General features: G+C 40.9%; 12 protein-coding genes and 1 pseudogene. 4 read left to right on the top strand and 9 right to left on the bottom strand.

Going from position 1 to position 18,418, the window contains the following annotated elements:
• Positions 1-8: 8 nt before the first annotated feature.
• From F975_RS16105 to F975_RS00485, 5 genes are read right to left on the bottom strand one after another with little or no spacing between them, the layout of a single operon-like run.
• Positions 9-3,143: an AMP-binding protein gene (locus F975_RS16105; protein ID WP_004749320.1), complete on the bottom strand. Its 3,135-nt coding sequence runs from the start codon at positions 3,141-3,143 to the stop codon at positions 9-11.
• Positions 3,140-5,617, bottom strand: coding sequence for a condensation domain-containing protein (locus tag F975_RS00470; RefSeq protein WP_004749322.1), 2,478 nt, complete (start codon positions 5,615-5,617; stop codon positions 3,140-3,142). Before F975_RS00470 ends, F975_RS16105 begins: the two co-directional genes overlap by 4 nt.
• Positions 5,618-5,638: 21 nt before the next feature.
• Positions 5,639-6,394: a 2,3-dihydro-2,3-dihydroxybenzoate dehydrogenase gene (dhbA, locus tag F975_RS00475; protein ID WP_004749323.1), complete on the bottom strand. Its 756-nt coding sequence runs from the start codon at positions 6,392-6,394 to the stop codon at positions 5,639-5,641.
• A 32-nt stretch (positions 6,395-6,426) separates the two neighbouring features.
• Positions 6,427-7,056, bottom strand: a complete 630-nt coding sequence (locus F975_RS00480) for an isochorismatase family protein (RefSeq protein ID WP_004749325.1) — start codon at positions 7,054-7,056, stop codon at positions 6,427-6,429.
• A 31-nt stretch (positions 7,057-7,087) separates the two neighbouring features.
• Entirely contained in the window at positions 7,088-8,242 is a 1,155-nt protein-coding gene (locus F975_RS00485) for an isochorismate synthase (protein WP_004749326.1), read from the bottom strand.
• A 466-nt stretch (positions 8,243-8,708) separates the two neighbouring features.
• Between F975_RS00485 and F975_RS00490 the strand changes: the two genes are divergently transcribed.
• Positions 8,709-9,635 (top strand): helix-turn-helix transcriptional regulator, encoded by a 927-nt coding sequence (locus F975_RS00490; RefSeq protein WP_004749328.1) that lies wholly within the window; start codon positions 8,709-8,711, stop codon positions 9,633-9,635.
• Positions 9,636-9,782: 147 nt separating this feature from the next.
• Here the strand turns inward: F975_RS00490 and F975_RS00495 are convergent, their stop codons facing one another.
• The 4 genes from F975_RS00495 to F975_RS00510 are packed head-to-tail and all read right to left on the bottom strand — an operon-like array spanning position 9,783 to position 15,748.
• Positions 9,783-11,126 (bottom strand): MATE family efflux transporter, encoded by a 1,344-nt coding sequence (locus F975_RS00495; protein ID WP_004749329.1) that lies wholly within the window; start codon positions 11,124-11,126, stop codon positions 9,783-9,785.
• Between the two features lie 48 nt (positions 11,127-11,174).
• Entirely contained in the window at positions 11,175-12,290 is a 1,116-nt protein-coding gene (locus tag F975_RS00500; protein WP_004749330.1) for a siderophore-interacting protein, read from the bottom strand.
• A gap of 46 nt (positions 12,291-12,336) precedes the next feature.
• The gene (locus F975_RS00505) at positions 12,337-13,548 is read right to left on the bottom strand and encodes an MFS transporter (protein WP_004749331.1); all 1,212 of its coding nucleotides are present in this window, start codon (positions 13,546-13,548) and stop codon (positions 12,337-12,339) included.
• Positions 13,549-13,582: 34 nt separating this feature from the next.
• Entirely contained in the window at positions 13,583-15,748 is a 2,166-nt protein-coding gene (locus F975_RS00510; RefSeq protein WP_004749333.1) for a TonB-dependent receptor, read from the bottom strand.
• A gap of 304 nt (positions 15,749-16,052) precedes the next feature.
• On the opposite strand from F975_RS00510, the gene F975_RS00515 reads away from it, so the two are divergent.
• The 3 genes and pseudogenes from F975_RS00515 to F975_RS15360 form a co-directional block, all read left to right on the top strand.
• Positions 16,053-16,802: a thioesterase II family protein gene (locus F975_RS00515; protein WP_004749336.1), complete on the top strand. Its 750-nt coding sequence runs from the start codon at positions 16,053-16,055 to the stop codon at positions 16,800-16,802.
• Positions 16,803-16,805: 3 nt separating this feature from the next.
• Positions 16,806-17,537 (top strand): 4'-phosphopantetheinyl transferase family protein, encoded by a 732-nt coding sequence (locus tag F975_RS00520; RefSeq protein WP_004749337.1) that lies wholly within the window; start codon positions 16,806-16,808, stop codon positions 17,535-17,537.
• 349 nt (positions 17,538-17,886) lie between these two features.
• Positions 17,887-18,138: pseudogene (locus F975_RS15360) on the top strand (DDE-type integrase/transposase/recombinase); the annotation flags it as partial.
• Between the last annotated feature and the right edge of the window lie 280 nt (positions 18,139-18,418).

The raw sequence follows: 18,418 nt of genomic DNA on the forward strand, positions 1-18,418 counted from the left end.
CCTTTAAATTAACTATTTTTCTGATTTACTTGGTTTTTTATGTTGTCGACCATCTCTTGGACGGTTTTGCATTTTGCTAACATATAAAAGTCAATCGGTGTATTAAATTGCTGTGCACAGTGCTTCGCCAAGCGATTCAGGTAGCTTGGCGTCATGCCCACCGCCAGAATTTCCGTTTCCATAAACAGATCGGCACTGCTCTGCTGCGCAGGTAAAGACTGACGCAGAAGCTGTAAAATATCCTGCTCCAGTTGTGGCGGTGGGGACTGCATAGGTTCTGCTGGTGATGCAGGGACGTAAGTCTGATACAGCGTTTCCTGAGCCGATTTCTGTAACGCCTTTCGGTCAATCTTGCCGTTTCGTGTAATCAGGAATTCGCTCAGATACAGCCATCGTGAAGGAATATGCGAATTTGGCACTAAGCTTTGCAGGAACTGACGCAGTGCTGCTGGGTTCAGACCGCCAGTTTGCGGATGGGCAGTGGTATAAATGGCAACCAGCTCATTGCCTTCAAATACAGGATTGATGCAGGTCATCACCACACAATCTGTAATCTCAGCATGTTTGAGCAAGGCATTTTCGACCTCTGAGGCAGCAATCCGCACCCCACGTACCTTCAGATAACCTTCATCCCGTCCCGCAAAAATAATACTGCCATCGGCTCTGAAATAACCTTTGTCACTCATGCGAAATGCGCGTTTCTGCTCACCATTGGGTAGCGTCAACTGTACAAAATCTTTTTGCAGGACTTGCCCATCAAGCAGATAACCATTCGAGAGGTTAACACCCGTCATGTACATTTGCCCGATCACACCCACAGGGCAAAACTCACCATGTGGATTTAACAGATGATATTCATTGTGTTTCAATGCCTTGCCATAAGGAATGACATCGCGATCTTGCGGCGTAATCTCATGCCAGATACTCAAAATTGTGGTTTCTGTTGGACCACCGATTGAAATCAGTCGGGTATGCGGCAAGATTTGACGGAATTTTTGAACCACAGAGGGCTTCACATAATCCCCACCTTGGTTGATCAGGCGAAGACTTTGCAGTTGATGAGGTTCAGCCGCGGTCAGCAACATATCCGCCATCGCAGGAACTGTGCACCAGATGCTGACCTTGTACCGATCAATCAACTGCGCCCACACCACAGCACTTTTGGCTTGCTCTACCGTCGGAATCACCAGTGTGCCACCAACACAGAGCGGGACCAGAGTATCGAACAGCGACATGTCATGATGGAACGGGGTAGCAGCCAGATGAATATCGTTGTGCTGAATATTCCAGTTCAGAATGGACTGCTGCAAGATATTAGAGGTTGCCCGATTGTTCAGTACCACACATTTCGGCGTGCCTGTACTGCCTGAGGTATACAGATAATAGGCAGGTGAACTGTCATGTTGATACTGCCATGTCTGTGCTGGGCAGACAGGTGCTTGCAAGGCAGCATGGATATCCACATAAGCCACGCCTTCGACAGGCGCATTACTGATCACCAGATCAACCAGACTATTTTTCAAAATATAGTCGCGGCGTGCCTGAGGCGAGTCCATATCGACAGGCAACCAAATAATATTGGACAAGGCACATGCCAACATGGCATAGATATGTTCAGGGCTTTTTTTCAGGCAGATGGCAACCACCTGCTTTTTTGTCACGCCTGCTTGCGCTAGGGCAACACGAACTTTAGCAACATTCTCGCCCAAACGCTGATATGAAATCTTCTGGTCAGCGTAAATCAAAGCAGCTTTGTCTGGCGTTTGTTGAAAGAGTTGCGCTTCAATCCGTTCTAAATAATGATTTAATTCAAGTGCATCTTCAACATCTTCCTGCCAGTCATCTCCGAGGGCTGCGACCTTAGATTGTTGTACAGGTGCATCCTGTAAATCTTGTAGGGCTGCAAGCTGATCCAGACGCTGTTTGAGTGCCTGCAAAATATCCTGAATGACCTGTTCAGACAGGGCTTCTTCAACATAGTCAAAATCAATGATGAGATCTGCACGATCCGACAGCGTCAGGCGAATATCCAGCGCTAACTGCGGAGTCTGGGTTTGACCCGCCACATACTGGATCTGCGAATTGCTGACTGGTTTTTTCCACGCCAGACCATTGGTCAGGGCGATGGGCAAAACAATCGATTCTTTGGTTTTTTGAATCAGATATTTAGAAATTTCCACGCCTGAAAAAGAGCTATGTGCCATGGACTCTAAAATATCTTTCTGAACGTTTTTAGCCGTATCCACAAAGCTTTGCTGTGCAGTATGGCGATGTTGCAGCACAATAAAAGATGAATGATTGGCAACCCCGCCCGTCATTGCCGAGCTGGAAATCGGTACAGACAGCACCAGACTCTGGTCTTCTGTCCATTTTGATAACATTTCTAAAATAATCGTGGTCAATAAGGCATTGGGTAGCAGACGCTGCTTCGCCGCCAGACTGGAAAGCTGCTTCCATGCCTCACTCGGAATCGAGATACCACGACGCTGATAATGTGGATCAGTAATTTTTTCTAATGCAGTACACCATGGCAACTGGGTAATCTGCTCAATCTGATCGAGTTTCTCCAGCCAAAACTGACGGTCTTTGGCACTGGCTTGCATCACATTCAGTTTAATCACTGAATGAGAAGCGGATTGAGATGCTGCATGCTCACTGTCACTGCCCTGACCCAATAATTCGGTGAGGAAAACAGAAATTGAGTAACCATCTAAAATCAGACCATCAAAACTGGTGAAGACCACGGTACGATGCACCGCATCTTGCGGTAACTGGATGAACGCCATCCGCCATGGTGGAGTATCCAGCGCATGCAGATAATGCGTAAAGGTCTCACGCCAGTGCTGTAACTGCTGCTGTGCATCCTGATGCGACAGCTGCTGTAAGTCGACATATTCAACCTGATGCGCCAGATCAACCTGATCCAGAACCACTTGTGTCAGTTCAGTTTCATTAATTTTGGTGCGTAATGCTGGATACTTGGCAACCAATGCAGTCAAGACATTGTGAAATTGCACCTTGGTCATCTTCCCATGAAATTCTCTAAAATCGTGCATGGAAGACTGGCTTAAAGGAAAAAGTTTCGACTTCCCTAGCAAATACGCTTTTTGCATAGCATTCAATGGTGTATGAAGCGTGCTCATTTTTTTCCCTCTAATACTTTTAGGAAGATTTCTGCGATCTTGTGTGCAGATTGAGGAATATTTTGTTCAATCACCTTGGCAATATTTTGAACGGTACGCTGTGAAAAAATATCAACCACTGTAATTCCGCAATCTTTAAAATAACGGTGCAGTGCTGCCACAAAATGGGTGGCTAATAAAGAGTCACCGCCATAATCAAAGAAATCAATATTGGCATTTGAGTGATCGGGTTGTAAGCCAATGATTTTAGACATCATGAAATACACCACCTGTTCTAAAGGGGTTTGTGTTTGCGCTGATGACCATTGGGCGAGTGATTGATTTTTCTGAATAAAATCTTGAATATGGTCTGCTTGAACCTGTGCAAACTGCTCGGCACTCATCAGATAGGACTGTTCAGGAATTAAATATTGTGGCAAGCGTGCCGTATAAGCAGCATTTAACTGGTGCTGCTCCAGTTCCGCCTGTGGTGACAATACCAAGCAGGCAATTAAGCGATTTTTACCATCTTGATGAACTGAATATACTTTGGCATGTTCGACTTCTGGAATCTCAAGAATTTTTTGGCAAACCTCATTTAAATCCAACCAGTAGCCGTTGATTTTGACCAGTTGATGCTGATCTTCAAACAGGATGATCTCAGCCGCATCATTGTAATAAGCGGCATAACGGGTCGGATACCAATACTGCCCCTGCACCAGCTTCAAATTCAACCTCGAATGCTGTTTGACATCCTGTGCCTGAACACGTCCCCATAAGGTTCCAATCACCCAGTCGGGGCAATCGATGCCTATTTGATTCACCACACGATACTGATCACAGTCTACTTGCAGTTGTGCCAGCACATGGGCTGCAAGCGCGGCAGGCTGTAGCTGTCTTTGAGCGTGCTGTGCCTCAGGCAACCGATATGCCATCGGCGCATGAACCTGTGTTTCGTCCTGAATCATTGTCGTGATCTGGGCAATATAATGCTCAAACATGTGCTGAATCACATCAGGTTTAAAGGCATGACGACGAATGTCCCAGTTAACAACCAGACCCTGATTAAAATAGGCAATTTGCACATCAAGATCGACTTTAGGGCCTTGAGAAATACACCAGACAGGCTGCCCCAGATGCAACTGCAACTCTTCAGAAAAAATTTCGCCCACGTCAAGTGCAGAAGTAAAGACAATCGGTGAGGTTTCTAACTGCTGGTGAAGTTTGGAAAGATCCCGCAACACATGAATACCCGCATACGCATAATGCTCATGGGCTTGCTGCACCTGCTGCTCAATCCGTTGTGCTGCCGAATAAAAAGATTCTTGCGCATTGAGCTGAACATTCAACAGGCTTAAATTGGCAAAATCCCCCACAATTTCATCGATAGTCTGCTGATATGACTCTCTGACAAAGAAAGGAAGATTTAATCGGAACTGTGGTGAGGATGACCAAGTTGCCACAGTTTCAGCAAAGGCAGTCAGGCAGAGTGTCTGCACAGAAATATGATTTTTTTCAGCAATCTGTTGTAATTTCTGCTTGTCTGATTCGCTAAAACGAAATGCCAGACGCTCAAATTGCTGTGGATTTTCCCGCAACCCTTCTGGAACCAAAGGTAAATCAGGTGCAGGGGAAATCTGGTCTAAACGGTTCTGCCACCACTGCTGATCCTGTAAGGACTTTGCATGGTAGTTTGGATCTTCATTGCGCTGTTGCAGATAGTCAAAATAATCAATGGATGAGCTGTTCAGCGGGCTGAGTATTTTACCCAGATATAACGCAGTCAGGTCTTCCACCACGATCAAATAACTCTGCGGATCAATGGCGATCATATCGCTATCAATATGCAGGATATGCTGATGATCTGGCAATAAACTCAGTTGTATATCAATGACTTGTCCATTTTGAATAGCAAGCTGTTGATGGCTCATCTGCTGACGTCTGTTTTGTAATGCCTCAGCCACGCTCACCTGATCTAGATGACTTAAATCATGGATCTGAATCTGCTGATGATCTAGCGCCTGAATGCTTTGTCGCCCATTGGCAATCGAGGCATTTAACATTGGGTGACGCTGCACCAGTTTCTGATATGCGGTTTGTAATTTTTGAATATCGAGATTTTGCCCAGCAAACTCCATATACAAATGCGCAGCAGTATGTTCCGACTGTCTGCCCGCCCAGTAGGCGTATTGCATGTCGGATAAAGCCACAGATGCAGAAGGCAGTGCATATGACAGCGCTACAGCAGGCTCCTGAGCCTCTGGGGATACGGTGATGCTGTTGATCAGACTAACCCAGTCTTCAACCGTAGGCGACATGGCAAAGTCGGTATAGGACAATGGTTTTTGATATTGTTTCTCAAAAACATCCACCAATTGCATGATCGCCAAAGAATGTAACCCATGTTCGATCAAATTATCCTGAGGCGATATATTGACGCTGTCCAACTGTAAAACGGTATGAATATGTTGGATAATTTCTTGCTGTAACTTCATTTCTATACTCACCTGTCAGGCTTATTGTCCCAAGGTCGCGCCACCATCAATCACCAAATCGTGCATGGTGATATGCGTTGCCTGATCACTCAGCAAGAACATCACCGCATTGGCAATGTCTTGGGTTCGGGCTATTTTTTGTAATGGAATCCCGACCTTATATTGCGCAGGGTTGCCCTGGATCGTATTTTGCTCACCTGTTGCATCGTTCCATAACTGGTATTGCATTGGAGTCGCTGTTGAACCAGGTGAAATGATATTGACGCGCACGCCATATTCAGCCAGTTCCAAGCCTACTGTTTTTGAGAAACTGGTCAACGCCGCTTTGGATGCACCATAAGCTGCCATGTTTATGCGCGGCGCATGTGCCGCATTGGAGGAAACCACGACAATGCTGCCCGAACGTTTGTGTTTGAAATGCGGGCTTAATTGGCGCAAGAAATAAAACGCGCCAAAAACGTTGACTTCAAAGGTTTGTCGCCATGCATCTAGCGACAGATTCTCATGTGAATCTAAATGCAGTACCGCAGCAACATTGACAAAATAATCTGGAGCTGCTGTTTTTAACAGGCGTGTACACAGCGCAGAAACCTGCTGCTCATTACGCACATCACATTCATAGACCTGTGCTTTAAATACTGAAGGGACTTGGTCTGTAGAGACATCAAAACCAATGACCTGAATGTCCTGTGCAATCAGTTGGCGCATGATCTCGGCACCAATCCCCTGATTAACCCCTGTAACCCATGCAATTTTTTGCTTGTTCGCGAAAGCCATAACTATTCATTACCCATTTACAATGTTGAAAATCAAGAACGAACCAGTTGGTTCACATGATGCACAACACCCAAATTGCGCTGGACATATTGCAAGGCAAAAAGATGGTCTTTCAGGCTAAAATCAGCCACAGAGTCGGCGATCACAAAAGGCTTAATCCCGTTCATAAAGGCTTCTGCTGCGGTTTGTAACACGCCAATATGCGCATATACGCCACAAATAATCAGTTGATCTCGTTGTTCTTTTTTAAGGAGTTGTTCTAGGTCAGAGCGATAAAAAGCACTGTAGCGCCATTTGGTTAACACCAAATCGTGCTTGGTTGGCGCAAGCTGCTTCACAATATCAGCCTGTTCAGGATATGCAGTTAAGCCTGCACCCCACATATCATTTAATAAGGCACGATCTTGATAATCTTGTTTGGCAGGCTGTGCGGTGTAATACACAGGAATATCATTTTGCACACACCAGGCTTTTAATTTGCTGATGTTATGCATCACGATCTGGATCAACGGTGATTCTTCACCATAAAAATTAATAAAATAATCCTGCATATCATGGATTAATAACGCTGCACGCTGTTTATCAATTTTCCAGTCGACTTTTGCCTCTGGATAATCCTGTTTTAGTGGCAAATGATAACTTTCAATTTTTCGAATACTCATGGCTTAACCTATTATTTTTAAGAGACTGGATTTATCGTGCATCAATGCTGGCATTCAGCGTTTTCAACATGGTCTGCATTTTGGCTTCGGTTTCATTCCATTCCATTTCTGCATCCGAACCCATGACAATGCCAGCGCCCGCATACAAACGAATGCTTTGACCGCTTAACAAACCACAGCGAATGGTCACCACCCATTCCCCATTGCCATGTGCATCCATCCAGCCGACCAAGCCCGCATAATATTCACGGTCATAACCTTCATGCTGCAAGATAAACTGTTTGGCGAGATTGGTCGGTGAACCACACACGGCTGGGGTTGGATGCAAAGACAATGCAACATTCAGCGCATTCAGGTCTTGGTCTTTTAATGTCCCCTGAAACACCGAAGACAAATGCAACATGGTTGTGGTTTCTAAAATTTCAGGCTGTTTAGAAACTTCCAACTCTTGGCATAATGGATCTAAATTCTGCAAAATGTTATCGACCACAATCTGGTGCTCGTATAAATCCTTGGTCGATGCCTGCAACTCACTGGTACGCAGATCATTAATAGCCGCATCTTTACTGCGAGGTCGAGACCCTGCCAGCGGATTGCTTCGAATGGCTTGATTACGTTTAGAAATCAACAGTTCTGGGCTTGCACCCAACAAATAGCTGTCTTGGTCAACAGGCACAACAAAGGTATAGGCATACGGATTTTGTGCCGATAAGGTGCTTGCCAGATCAGCAGGTTTTTGAGAATCCAGTAATTCAAAATCTACCGCTTGAGACAGGACAATTTTTTCCAAGCTACGGCTTGAAAATGCTTCAATCGCTGATTCGACAGCCTTGCCAAAATGCTGACTTTCAATGACTTGTTTTTTATTTTTTAATTGAAGAGGCGATAAAGCATCGGCACTGGCAGCAGACGTACTGTTTTGTTTGCGATGTTGACGATAAAAATTTAACGATGACGGCTTGGTGGTATCAAATGGAATCGCACCCACCAAAATCGGATTCGCCTCTTCCTGATCAACAAGATGGGCAAAACATTCTTGAATTTTTTGATTGAGTGTCGTTTGATCTATCGCAGGGAGTGAAATGGTTTCTGCTAAATCATGTGCGAATAAGTGATAATCTTTTGTAAAAAAACAAGATATTTTATTGTCAAAGAATTCATCTTGTTGTTTATTGATACTTTGCATAAAACTTCCTTACTCAATATAAATTTGCCAGATATGGCTCTTATAAAAGCCAATAAATAGAAACAAACAATTGATTTATATTAATTTATAAAAAAATCTGTGATTTTTTAACGCGTCGTATTCGGTTGATTAAATTTACATACCCTGATTTGAATTACATTGGATATCCCATGTGGTCATGCTGGTGACCCCTTTTTTTAGGACTAAAGTATAGTAATAATCATTATCAATTAATAGAAATGAAGAGGAGTATTTTTAATAGATTAGGGAAAATTATTGATTTAAATAATTTTTTTAAATTGGATTTACATGCAATTTATTGAAATTTATTCTTCAATTTTATATTTAATATCAGTAATATAATTTGACCAAATTAATAAAAGTTAAAATGAAAGCATTGACAAGTTGTTATATTTTAAATGAAAATAGTTATCATTAACTACTTGATAATATCAGATAATGTCCTATGTCTAAATTTATTGACTCTCATAAAGCAGTCTTAAAACAAGTCGGGAATTTATATTTAGATACATACTCAAATCTCCCCAATCATCAGCTCAATCTATGTAACCCATCCGATGGCCAAGGCTATAGTGAACTCTATGATTTTGATCGCCTATGTGTGGGTAAAGGTCAGTATTGGCTCAATCATCCCCAGCAAATGAGTGCCAACACACAGGTATATTCTCTGGGTTTAACCATTTTATTGTCAGGTACACATCGCATCAAGAACCATCAAACCAATCAGGAATATGAATTTCAGTCCCCCGTGATTATTTTGCGTAAAGGCATATTGGGATTACAAACCCTATATCTTCAAGAACATACAAAAATGTCTTTAATCAGTTTGGACTTTGATGAAAGTTTATTAAAAAGACTTGAACCCTCAATTACAGATAATGACCTGATTCAATTCTTTCTTGATGGCGACTCTCCCACCATCAAAACCACTCATATTCCACATAAAGACATTTTGCACCATGCTCAGTACATCCTGAATTTGCCACTTGCCAAAAATATGCTGGATTTACTGCACCTTGAAGGTGCAGCACTTGAACTGTTGAGTTTGCTCTTACAAAAAAATACCGAAAAAGAATGCATTGCAGCACCGATTCAAAAAGCCATTTCTATCTTAGAAACTCAGTTTGACCAAAAAATTACGATTCGGCATTTGTCCAAACAAGTCGGGATTAATGAATGTGATTTAAAACGCTTATTTAAGAAAAATACTGGACAAACCATCGGCCATTTCCTGCTGAAAACCCGCATGAAATATGCGCAGTCCTTACTCAAAAATGGCGTTTCCACAGAGCATGTTGCCAATCAAATTGGTTATAGCAGCGCCCAATATTTCAAACGCATCTTTGAACAGCACTTTGGCTATATTCCTTAAATCAGCCGATTCCCCATTTTCAATTTCATTCGTCAAACACAAAAAACTAAAGGCTGCATCATGTTCTAATGCAGCCTAAAATTGAAACGGACGATCTGATCTTCAATCACATGATCAGTTGTCCAAAAAGCAGGGTATTGATTAAAATCAATACGCCACTTCTTTATGGGTAATTCTGCGATAGCTTTGAATAATCATAAATGCTGCCGCCATACTGATCCCTACTGCTAAAACTTTCCAGATCACATCGACATTGGCAGAAAGCTGTAGCCAGCCTTTCACCCCCATGACATAGCTGAGCGGAATAATGATGATCCAGTAACAGAACAAGATCACCACCAGTGGTTGCATAAATTGTTGTAAGCCTCTGAGTACGCCAGAAGCCACCGTTTGCATGGCATCAAAAATCAGGAAAATTGCCACATAGTGCATCAGCCCTGCGGCAATATCCAAGACCGTCAGATCCTGACTAAATAGCCCTGTAATTTGCCGGGCAAACACGGTTAAAATCAGCGCCATCAACCCACCATAAATCAGAGTCATCATGGCAACCGTTACACTGGTCAACACCTTGCCCTGCTGATTATTGGTCGCTGAAAAGGACGCAACACGTATGGTGGTTGCACTGCTGATCGCTACAGGAATCATGATAATCACCATGGCAATATTAATCACGATTTGATGCGCTGCAATCACTCGAATTCCCAATTCCGAAGCAAAGAAAGCCAAGGTTGAGAGCGCCAAGATTTGCAGCACCAAAGTCACCCCGATTGGCAAACCTTGTTTCAATAACTGTAGACTCTCGCCATAAGTAATCTGACTTTCCTGCTGCTGCGTAATTTCAGGCACGGCTTGACGCACAAAATAACGCATCACAAAATAGGCAATATAGGCACTGAGTGCCGTGGCTAAACCTGTACCTGCCCCACCCAATTGCGGCAAGAATCCGACACCATTCACCAAAGTAAAGCACAGCGATGCATCACAGATCAGTAAAATCATAAAGGTCAGCATAATCGGTTTAAGCTGACTATTGCCTTCACTGATAAAACGGTAGAGGGTCATATACACCAGACCGGGCATGGCAAAGGCAACAAAATGCAGATAGGTCTTGGTGATGACTGCAACTTTCACATCGGCAATCATCAATGGGCAGATAAATGCCAAGAGCTGGATCAGCACAAAGCCAAAAACTGCCAAGGTCAGTGCGATATTTTTTCCCTGTTGAAATAAAATCGCAATTTGCTTGCCATCTTGTTGATGTTTGAGCATCGACACTTTGGGCACAAGGACATATAAAATCCCAGTAAACAAAATAAAAATAGGCGTCCAGATACTACTTCCCAGACCAATTCCAGCCAGATCCTGATAATTATATTTGCCAGCAACGAGTGTATTAATCAATCCTAAAGAGGCTTGACACAACTGAATTAAAATTAATGGCAATGCCAGTTTTAAAATCGGAATCGAAATATCTTTAAATATCTTCATAGTGTGCCTTCAATCTGCCTCATCATCTACTGATGGATGATCAACACTTTATTTCAAGCGCCAATATCCTTTTATATGATTGTTCTTACCCCGTAATCCACGTTGATTACGCAAGTAATGTCGGATCTGCTTTGCAGCATTATTTTCCAAGGCGCCCCAAACATTATTTATGGAAGGAAATTCTTCCAATATTTGAAGGGTTTGCTCGGCTTGGACAGCTACATCACAGCTGATTTTCTTCAAGATGGTATTTTCAGGAAAAGAAAATTCCTTAAAATAATCAAGATCCTGCTGCTCTGTACACAACAGGACAACGATCGGCGGTGTTGGATTTTTCCAAAAGTCCATAATTCCGGCCAGTGCTGGATATGCCGTTTCATCAGCAATCAACACGGCTTGCCCTTGATGCAGATGTTCATGTTTGTCATCAGTTTCGGTACGGCTTGAAATCAATGATCTCAGTTGTAATTCTGAAACCCACTCACTGCCTGGGCTGTTGCCATGGGTAAAGACATCGACATAACCATAATTCAGTGCAGTGTCATCTCCATCTCGGCTAAAAGACTGGCGCAAGGTATATAAGCGTACGTCTTTATTCATCGACTCCAGCAGTTTCTGGCGTTTCGGGCTGGAAATATGTTTCATCAGCCACAAAAAGCCACGATCAAAGGTATTTTTGACCAGCCCGCTTTTATTGGACTGCTTGGCTTTGGTCTGCGGTGCTTTTTCAAGAACTTTCAGAATGAAACCATAAGCATAACCCGCATAATATTGCGGTAGAGCCACTTGGCTTTTAATGGTGAGTCGGGTGATATTTTTACTGAGTTGTTCTTTTGCAATCACTTCAAAAAACTGCTTGGCATTATTGCTAAATTCAATTTTTTGTTTTGCAAATGAATTGTATGCCAAATACAGAATTTGCTCTTCTAAATCACCTTTTAATTCGAAATCGACAAAAAGTGTCGCTGCCTTTTGAGCTTCCCCTTCACGCGTATGCAGCAAAATGCCTTCTTCATAAATATCATTAATACTCGCTTCATAAATCTGCATATTTTTGCCATAGCTTTGCGCAATCATGAGCAACTCTTTGGTATGTTCCTGATTGACATGATCCATAATATCGAGCTTACGGTCTTGGTCTTGAATGGTGGTATAGTTCATCATTTTAAACTGCCTTCATTTTTCTAAAGACATCTCGTGTGATTGGTGATTATTGATATGTGGTAGGTAATAATTTCCATGTCAGCCCCGCCACACACAGTGCACACATGAAGGTAATCAAGACCACAGCGGTGTATCCAATATGTTGGGCGAAAGCCAAGCCGATTGCAGAGTAAGAAAAGCCCATAAAAACAATCAGGCTGAGTTGCAAACTAAAAAATGTCGCTTTGGCGGGCATGGTCGATGCCCGATCCATAATCAGAGTAGAAAGTGCTGCCATTAATCCTGGGTTTGCAAGAAAATATCCAAAAATCGCAAGATAAACCAAAGGTTTATCCGTATAACCCAAGGTCAGCGGAATAAATAACAATAAAGCCACGCTCTGTAGCAAGGTCAGGCTGATGAGTGCTGCTTTGCGGTGTAGCTTATTAATCAGAAAAGTCGCTAAAAATGCGGAAAAGATTCCAACAATAGAACCAAAGACTTTGGTTGCAAAACCAATATCTGCCAGTGACCATTTGGCATCGACCAATAACGGATTTAAAATGCCAAAAACAGCTGTAAAACCGATAGGATACACAAACAGTAGAGCAAACCAAACCTTATGTTGCTGAATAAACAGTTTAATTTGTTGTGCTAGGCTTTTGAATTGCCCTGAGATTCCTTTGTGGGGATTAACCCAAGCATCGTCTGGTTCTTTATAAAAAAATAGTTGAATATTGGTCAGTGCTGTCATCCCTGCCAAGATCCATAATGCCCCTTTCCAATGCAGCCAAGGATATAAAATCAGTAATAAGCCGCCACCAATAATATTGCCCATCAAATTACTGGAATACTGAATACTGTTAGCAAACTGTCGTTCTGTTGCCTTAAAAATTTTGCAGGCAAGACCATCAATCGCAACGTCCTGCATACTCATAAATAAGGTATAGACAATAAACAAAATTAAAATTGCAGAGAAATGCTGCTGGATGTCGAGTAGACCGCAAATGAATAACAAGATGGTCATACAAAGCTGAGCAACAATCAGCCAGCTACGATACTGTCCCTGAAAGAAAAGACGAAAACTGTCAATAAATGGTGCGTATAAGACCTTGCCCAACATAGGCAGCGCAATCAAATTGATTAATGCTAACTTATCGAGTGCAATCCCGCTTTGCCTCAAGATCGCAAATGCAGCAGAGATCATAAAGGCGATACCAATATATTGTGTGGTGTACACACTAATCAGCAAAGACCACGGTTTCGAATTTTCTTTCATGAGTGTCTTCCAATGTTAAGTTGATGATTTAATTTTAGAAATCAATCTGCATTGAAAGTTTATATGTGCGCGGTAAACCTACAGAGACATAAGCACCATTCCATACACCTGCCCAATAGTTTTTATCAAAGAGATTATCTACACCACCTCTAAAGGTAACTTTATGATTGGCAATCGTAGTTAAATAGCGCCCACCCACATCAACACGAATCCAGCTTGGTAATTTTTGTGTATTTGCTGCATCAACGTATTCAGTACCTGTATAAATTGTATTTGCCGTTAAAGTTAACCCTTGAATCTGATTTACGTCCCATTCAAATCCTAGATTTGACTGCCAATGTGGGATGCCATACACATCATTACCATCGTATGTTCCCAATGCAGTTTTCGTCTGCTCAGCATCCATATACACCACACCACCTAACACACGCAGGTTTTGCAATAACTGTCCAGCAGTTGTCCATTCAACTCCTCTGTTTCGTTGTTCGCCATCTGAGTTATATGTGTTTGTGCTGCTGTCTTTGATCATGCTAGGTTTTGTAATCTGATAAACGCTTAGGCTATTTCTAAACGTGCCATTTTCCCATTTCATGCCCACTTCATACTGCTTCGACTTATATGGAGCCATATTTGCACCATAATTTGCAGCAGTTGTATCGGTTACAGAGTCACCTTGTGATAGGCCTTCAATGTAGTTCCCATACAGTGAAATTGAGTTATTCCACGGTTTAACGACAAAACCAACCGCAGGTGTTAGTGCACTTTTCTTATATAACGGACTGCTTGCCAAGCCCGTATAAATGCTATAACTCTGGGATCTGACCTGTTGCTGACGCATGCCAAGAATTAATTGATATTTATCATCAACAAACGATAAAGTGTCAGCCAGTGCAATACTACTCAATGTAATTGCTGAAGTTTTTGGAATATACGTAGGCTCACTCGCCAAAGTACCTGATGCAGATGGTGTATAGATATTGGATGACCATGTTCCACCTGAGGACAACCCCATTCGCATATCCTGATCAATCACATTGGTACTCAGCACTAAGCTATGATCGACCGCCCCTGTTTTAAACTTACCGCGAAGTCCTGCTTCAGCAGAAGTGACATCGGTAATATTGGCAGTATTTCGAGAGAAAGCCGTATAGTCACCATTGGCCTGTGCATTTAGACCGAGGGCATTATTGGCCATATAACCATGTGCTTTCTGATGCTTGGTACCACCCGTTAAATACACAGTCCAATCATCTGCAAAGTCATACTCCACATGACCAATCGCTGCTGTTGTTTCCGTCACGCCATACGAACCTGGCATGGTATTGGTTGAGGCATCGGGTGCTTTAGGAATATTTAAAGAAGCAAAAGAAACCATCAGCGGCATTGCGCCAGATAATTTCTCTTTAATGCTATATACATCTAAAGATGCACGTAAGTCTGTGCCTTTATAATCCAAAGCAATAGAACCTAAACGTCGGTCTTCAGTCTGACCATCTAAAGAGGTATCACCATGCGATTTCAGTGCATTAACCCGAATACCGAATTGCTTGTTTTCACCAAACCGACGCCCAATATCCACATGTTCACCAAAATTTGCATTTGACGAATACGTCGTGGTCAGTCGGGTAATCGGTTCATCTGTTGCACGTTTCGGCACGAGGTTAATTACCCCGCCGACTGCCCCTCCCAGAGACATCCCGAATAACAATGCACTGGTACCACGAAATACTTCAACCCGTTCTAGAAACTCGGTTGGTACACGATTATGTGGCGTTAAACCAAATGCACCATCCCATGCCAATTCATGACTTTGTGTATATAAACCACGAATATTAAAGTATTCACCTAGCCCATTTGATGACATCACCATACGTACGGTTGGATCGCTTTGTAAGGCCTCTGCAACGGTTTTTGCTTGATTATCTTCAATATATTTAGCAGTATAACTGGTAACACTAAACGGTGCATCTAATGCATATTTATTGCCCAGAATACCAATCTGACTTTTACGACTGACTTGACCTGCTGAGAGTGTCTTATTTGCATTTTTATGTACAGTTACACTAATCACAGGTAACGCTTTTTCAACTGTTGTTTCGTCAGTATTCTCTAATTCTGCAGCCTGTATCGCCTGAGAGAGCATGGCACACGCTAAACTTGTTCCCAATATGGATAATTTGAACCTCAATACTTTATTCATTTTGAGCCTTGTAACTGACAGGTTATAAAAATTTATAGAAGTTTACTGATAATCATTATCAACTAACAGAAAAGATCGGAAATGAATTTATAGAATGAGGAAAGTTATTGTTTCTTATGTCTATTATTTATGCAATTTTATTGCAAATGACAATCAATTAATTAAGTGTTGACAAAATATTGAAAAAGATAATATTTTAAAATAATGAAAACTAAGGAGATTAGAAATAGCTCAGTTAAAGTTATTTTTAATATGACTAATTTTTTAAGATTTAAAGTCAAATTCAGGATCAGAAATCGCTTATATGAGTCAAGAAAATATTCTAGTCAATATGTTTTGCTTACCGCCTGCTGGAAGCAGTTCCTCAATTTATCATTCATGGAATAAACATATCCCGTCAGGAATTAAAGTTATTCCACTTGAGTATCCTGGTCATGGAAAAAAAATACGAGAAAACCTAACCCATGACCCAAATCAGTTAGCACAGATCCTATGTGATGAAATTAAAGCATTTGGCAACCACCCTTTTATTCTATTTGGGCACAGTGTTGGAGCATCGGTGTTATGGCGAATTGAAAATCTGTTAAAAACCGAAAAAATTTATAATAATTTAATCCTGCTTGCCGTAAGTGGTCGACCTGCACCCAGTTATTTAAAAATCATGAACAAGAAAAGTATTCTAACCGTTCAGGAATTGATCAATGAATTAAAAATATATAATAACTTTCCAAGTGAAATTTTAAATAATCAGGATACTTTAGAATTTTTTATCAGAATTATCAAAAATGACTTCATGCTCAGTGACAACATGTTAAATGACCAGATTAGTCTTACTGAAAAACCTTTACTGAGTCTCTATGGAAAAGATGATCCTTATATTGATCATCATGAGATGATGGAAAAATGGCAAGATTTCTCCACAATCTGGTTAGGTGCACATGCTGTAGCAGGTGATCATTTTTATTTTCTGGATCAAGCCACCTTAATAAAAACTTTAGCTATTATCTCAGCAAATATTTTTAAGATATTCAATACAAACATTAATATCCGATAAATCATGAGAAATATCGATATTACCTCAACTTATTTTTCAGATCTAGGCTTCATTCAATATGATAATATTAGAATCAATGATTTATATTTCCATAAGGTCTCTATTCAACTGAATAAACATCAAGGAATTTTAGAGTTATACCAGAAATTCAATATCCATCTTCCTGAAAATATAAAAACTTCTTGTTTTAAAAGACAAACGGAGTTTTTTATTGGTCGATTAGCGGCACAGTATGCCTTAAAATCACTCGACTACCCTCATAATTTCATTCTTCATAAAGGGCAACATGGGGAACCGATTTGGCCTAAAAACCACTTTGGGAGCATTAGCCATTCAATGCATTGCCCTCAAACTGGAGCTGCAATTGCTTGTTTAAATCGAGAGGCTAAATATGTTGGCATTGATATTGAATTAAAGAACAACCACAGCATATTGAATGAAAATCCAGAGATACTGAATCATTTTCTCAATCCATTTGAGATGAGATATTTATTTAATTTTAATCAATTTGACCCATATATTTATTTAATTATTTTTTCAGCGAAAGAGAGTACCATTAAAGTAATATATTCAAAATATAAAATTATGCTATCTTTTTTAGATATGAAAGTTATAATTATAGATATCATTAGAAATAGAATATTTATTCATGTAAATAAAAATGAGATGAACTTTAAAGTGATGATTGGCTATGTGCTCTTAGAAAGCGAAGTTTTAACTTATAATTTACTTTAGATTTTAGACATCATAAGCATAAATAGGTAGTGTTCAAAAATCTGTGTCACTTCAATAAACTGAATCAAACAGAAAATAACACATCATGACAAACAACTTTGATTTCAAAGCAGCATTAAAACAATTACAGTCAGGATAACCCCTTACTGGTGAAAATAGTATCCTGACACCACTGATCAAGCAGCTGACCGAAGCAGCTTTAAATGCTAAATTTGAAAACTATCTGCAAGAAAATCTCAACTAACCAATCACAGGAATGGCTATTCTCGTAAGACCGTAAAATCATCGGCACTGTTGCAAATAGCCATAGATAATAAGCTAAATACCCTTTTAGCTAAAATTTCAGTATATGAATCCTTTCCATGGTCGACATTTTCAGGGTGAAATTATTCTTTGGGTCGTGCGCTGGTATTGTAAATATGGCATTAGCTATCATGAACTTTAGGAGCTGAGTTCAAGGCATATTGATGAAACTTATGTAAAAGTGAGTGGACGATGAGCTTATCTGTATCGTGCAATTGACCAACGTAGATATACGATTTATTTTTATCTTTCTTCTCGACGTAATACCAAATCAGCATATTGTTTTCTTGGAAAAATTTAGGCAGTTTATAAGCTCCCAAAACAGCTCAATAAGCTTCAGGCATTTTTTCTAACTTAGAGCCAAACACTGAATAAAATAAACACATATTGTATTAGCCCCGAATTAAAATAGACACTTCAAAATTAAGACCTAGTCATAACACTAGGATCAAGGAGTGTCTTATGAAATGCATCGAAGTCATTACAACTGTTCAACATTATTCAGATCAATAAAATTTTCAGAGAAATTCTAATATACCTTTAGAAGAGCCCAGCCCAATTTTTCTGAAATGGAAAAT

It is taken from the genome of Acinetobacter brisouisimilis, assembly GCF_000368265.1.
In the GTDB taxonomy this organism is placed as follows: Bacteria; Pseudomonadota; Gammaproteobacteria; order Pseudomonadales; family Moraxellaceae; genus Acinetobacter.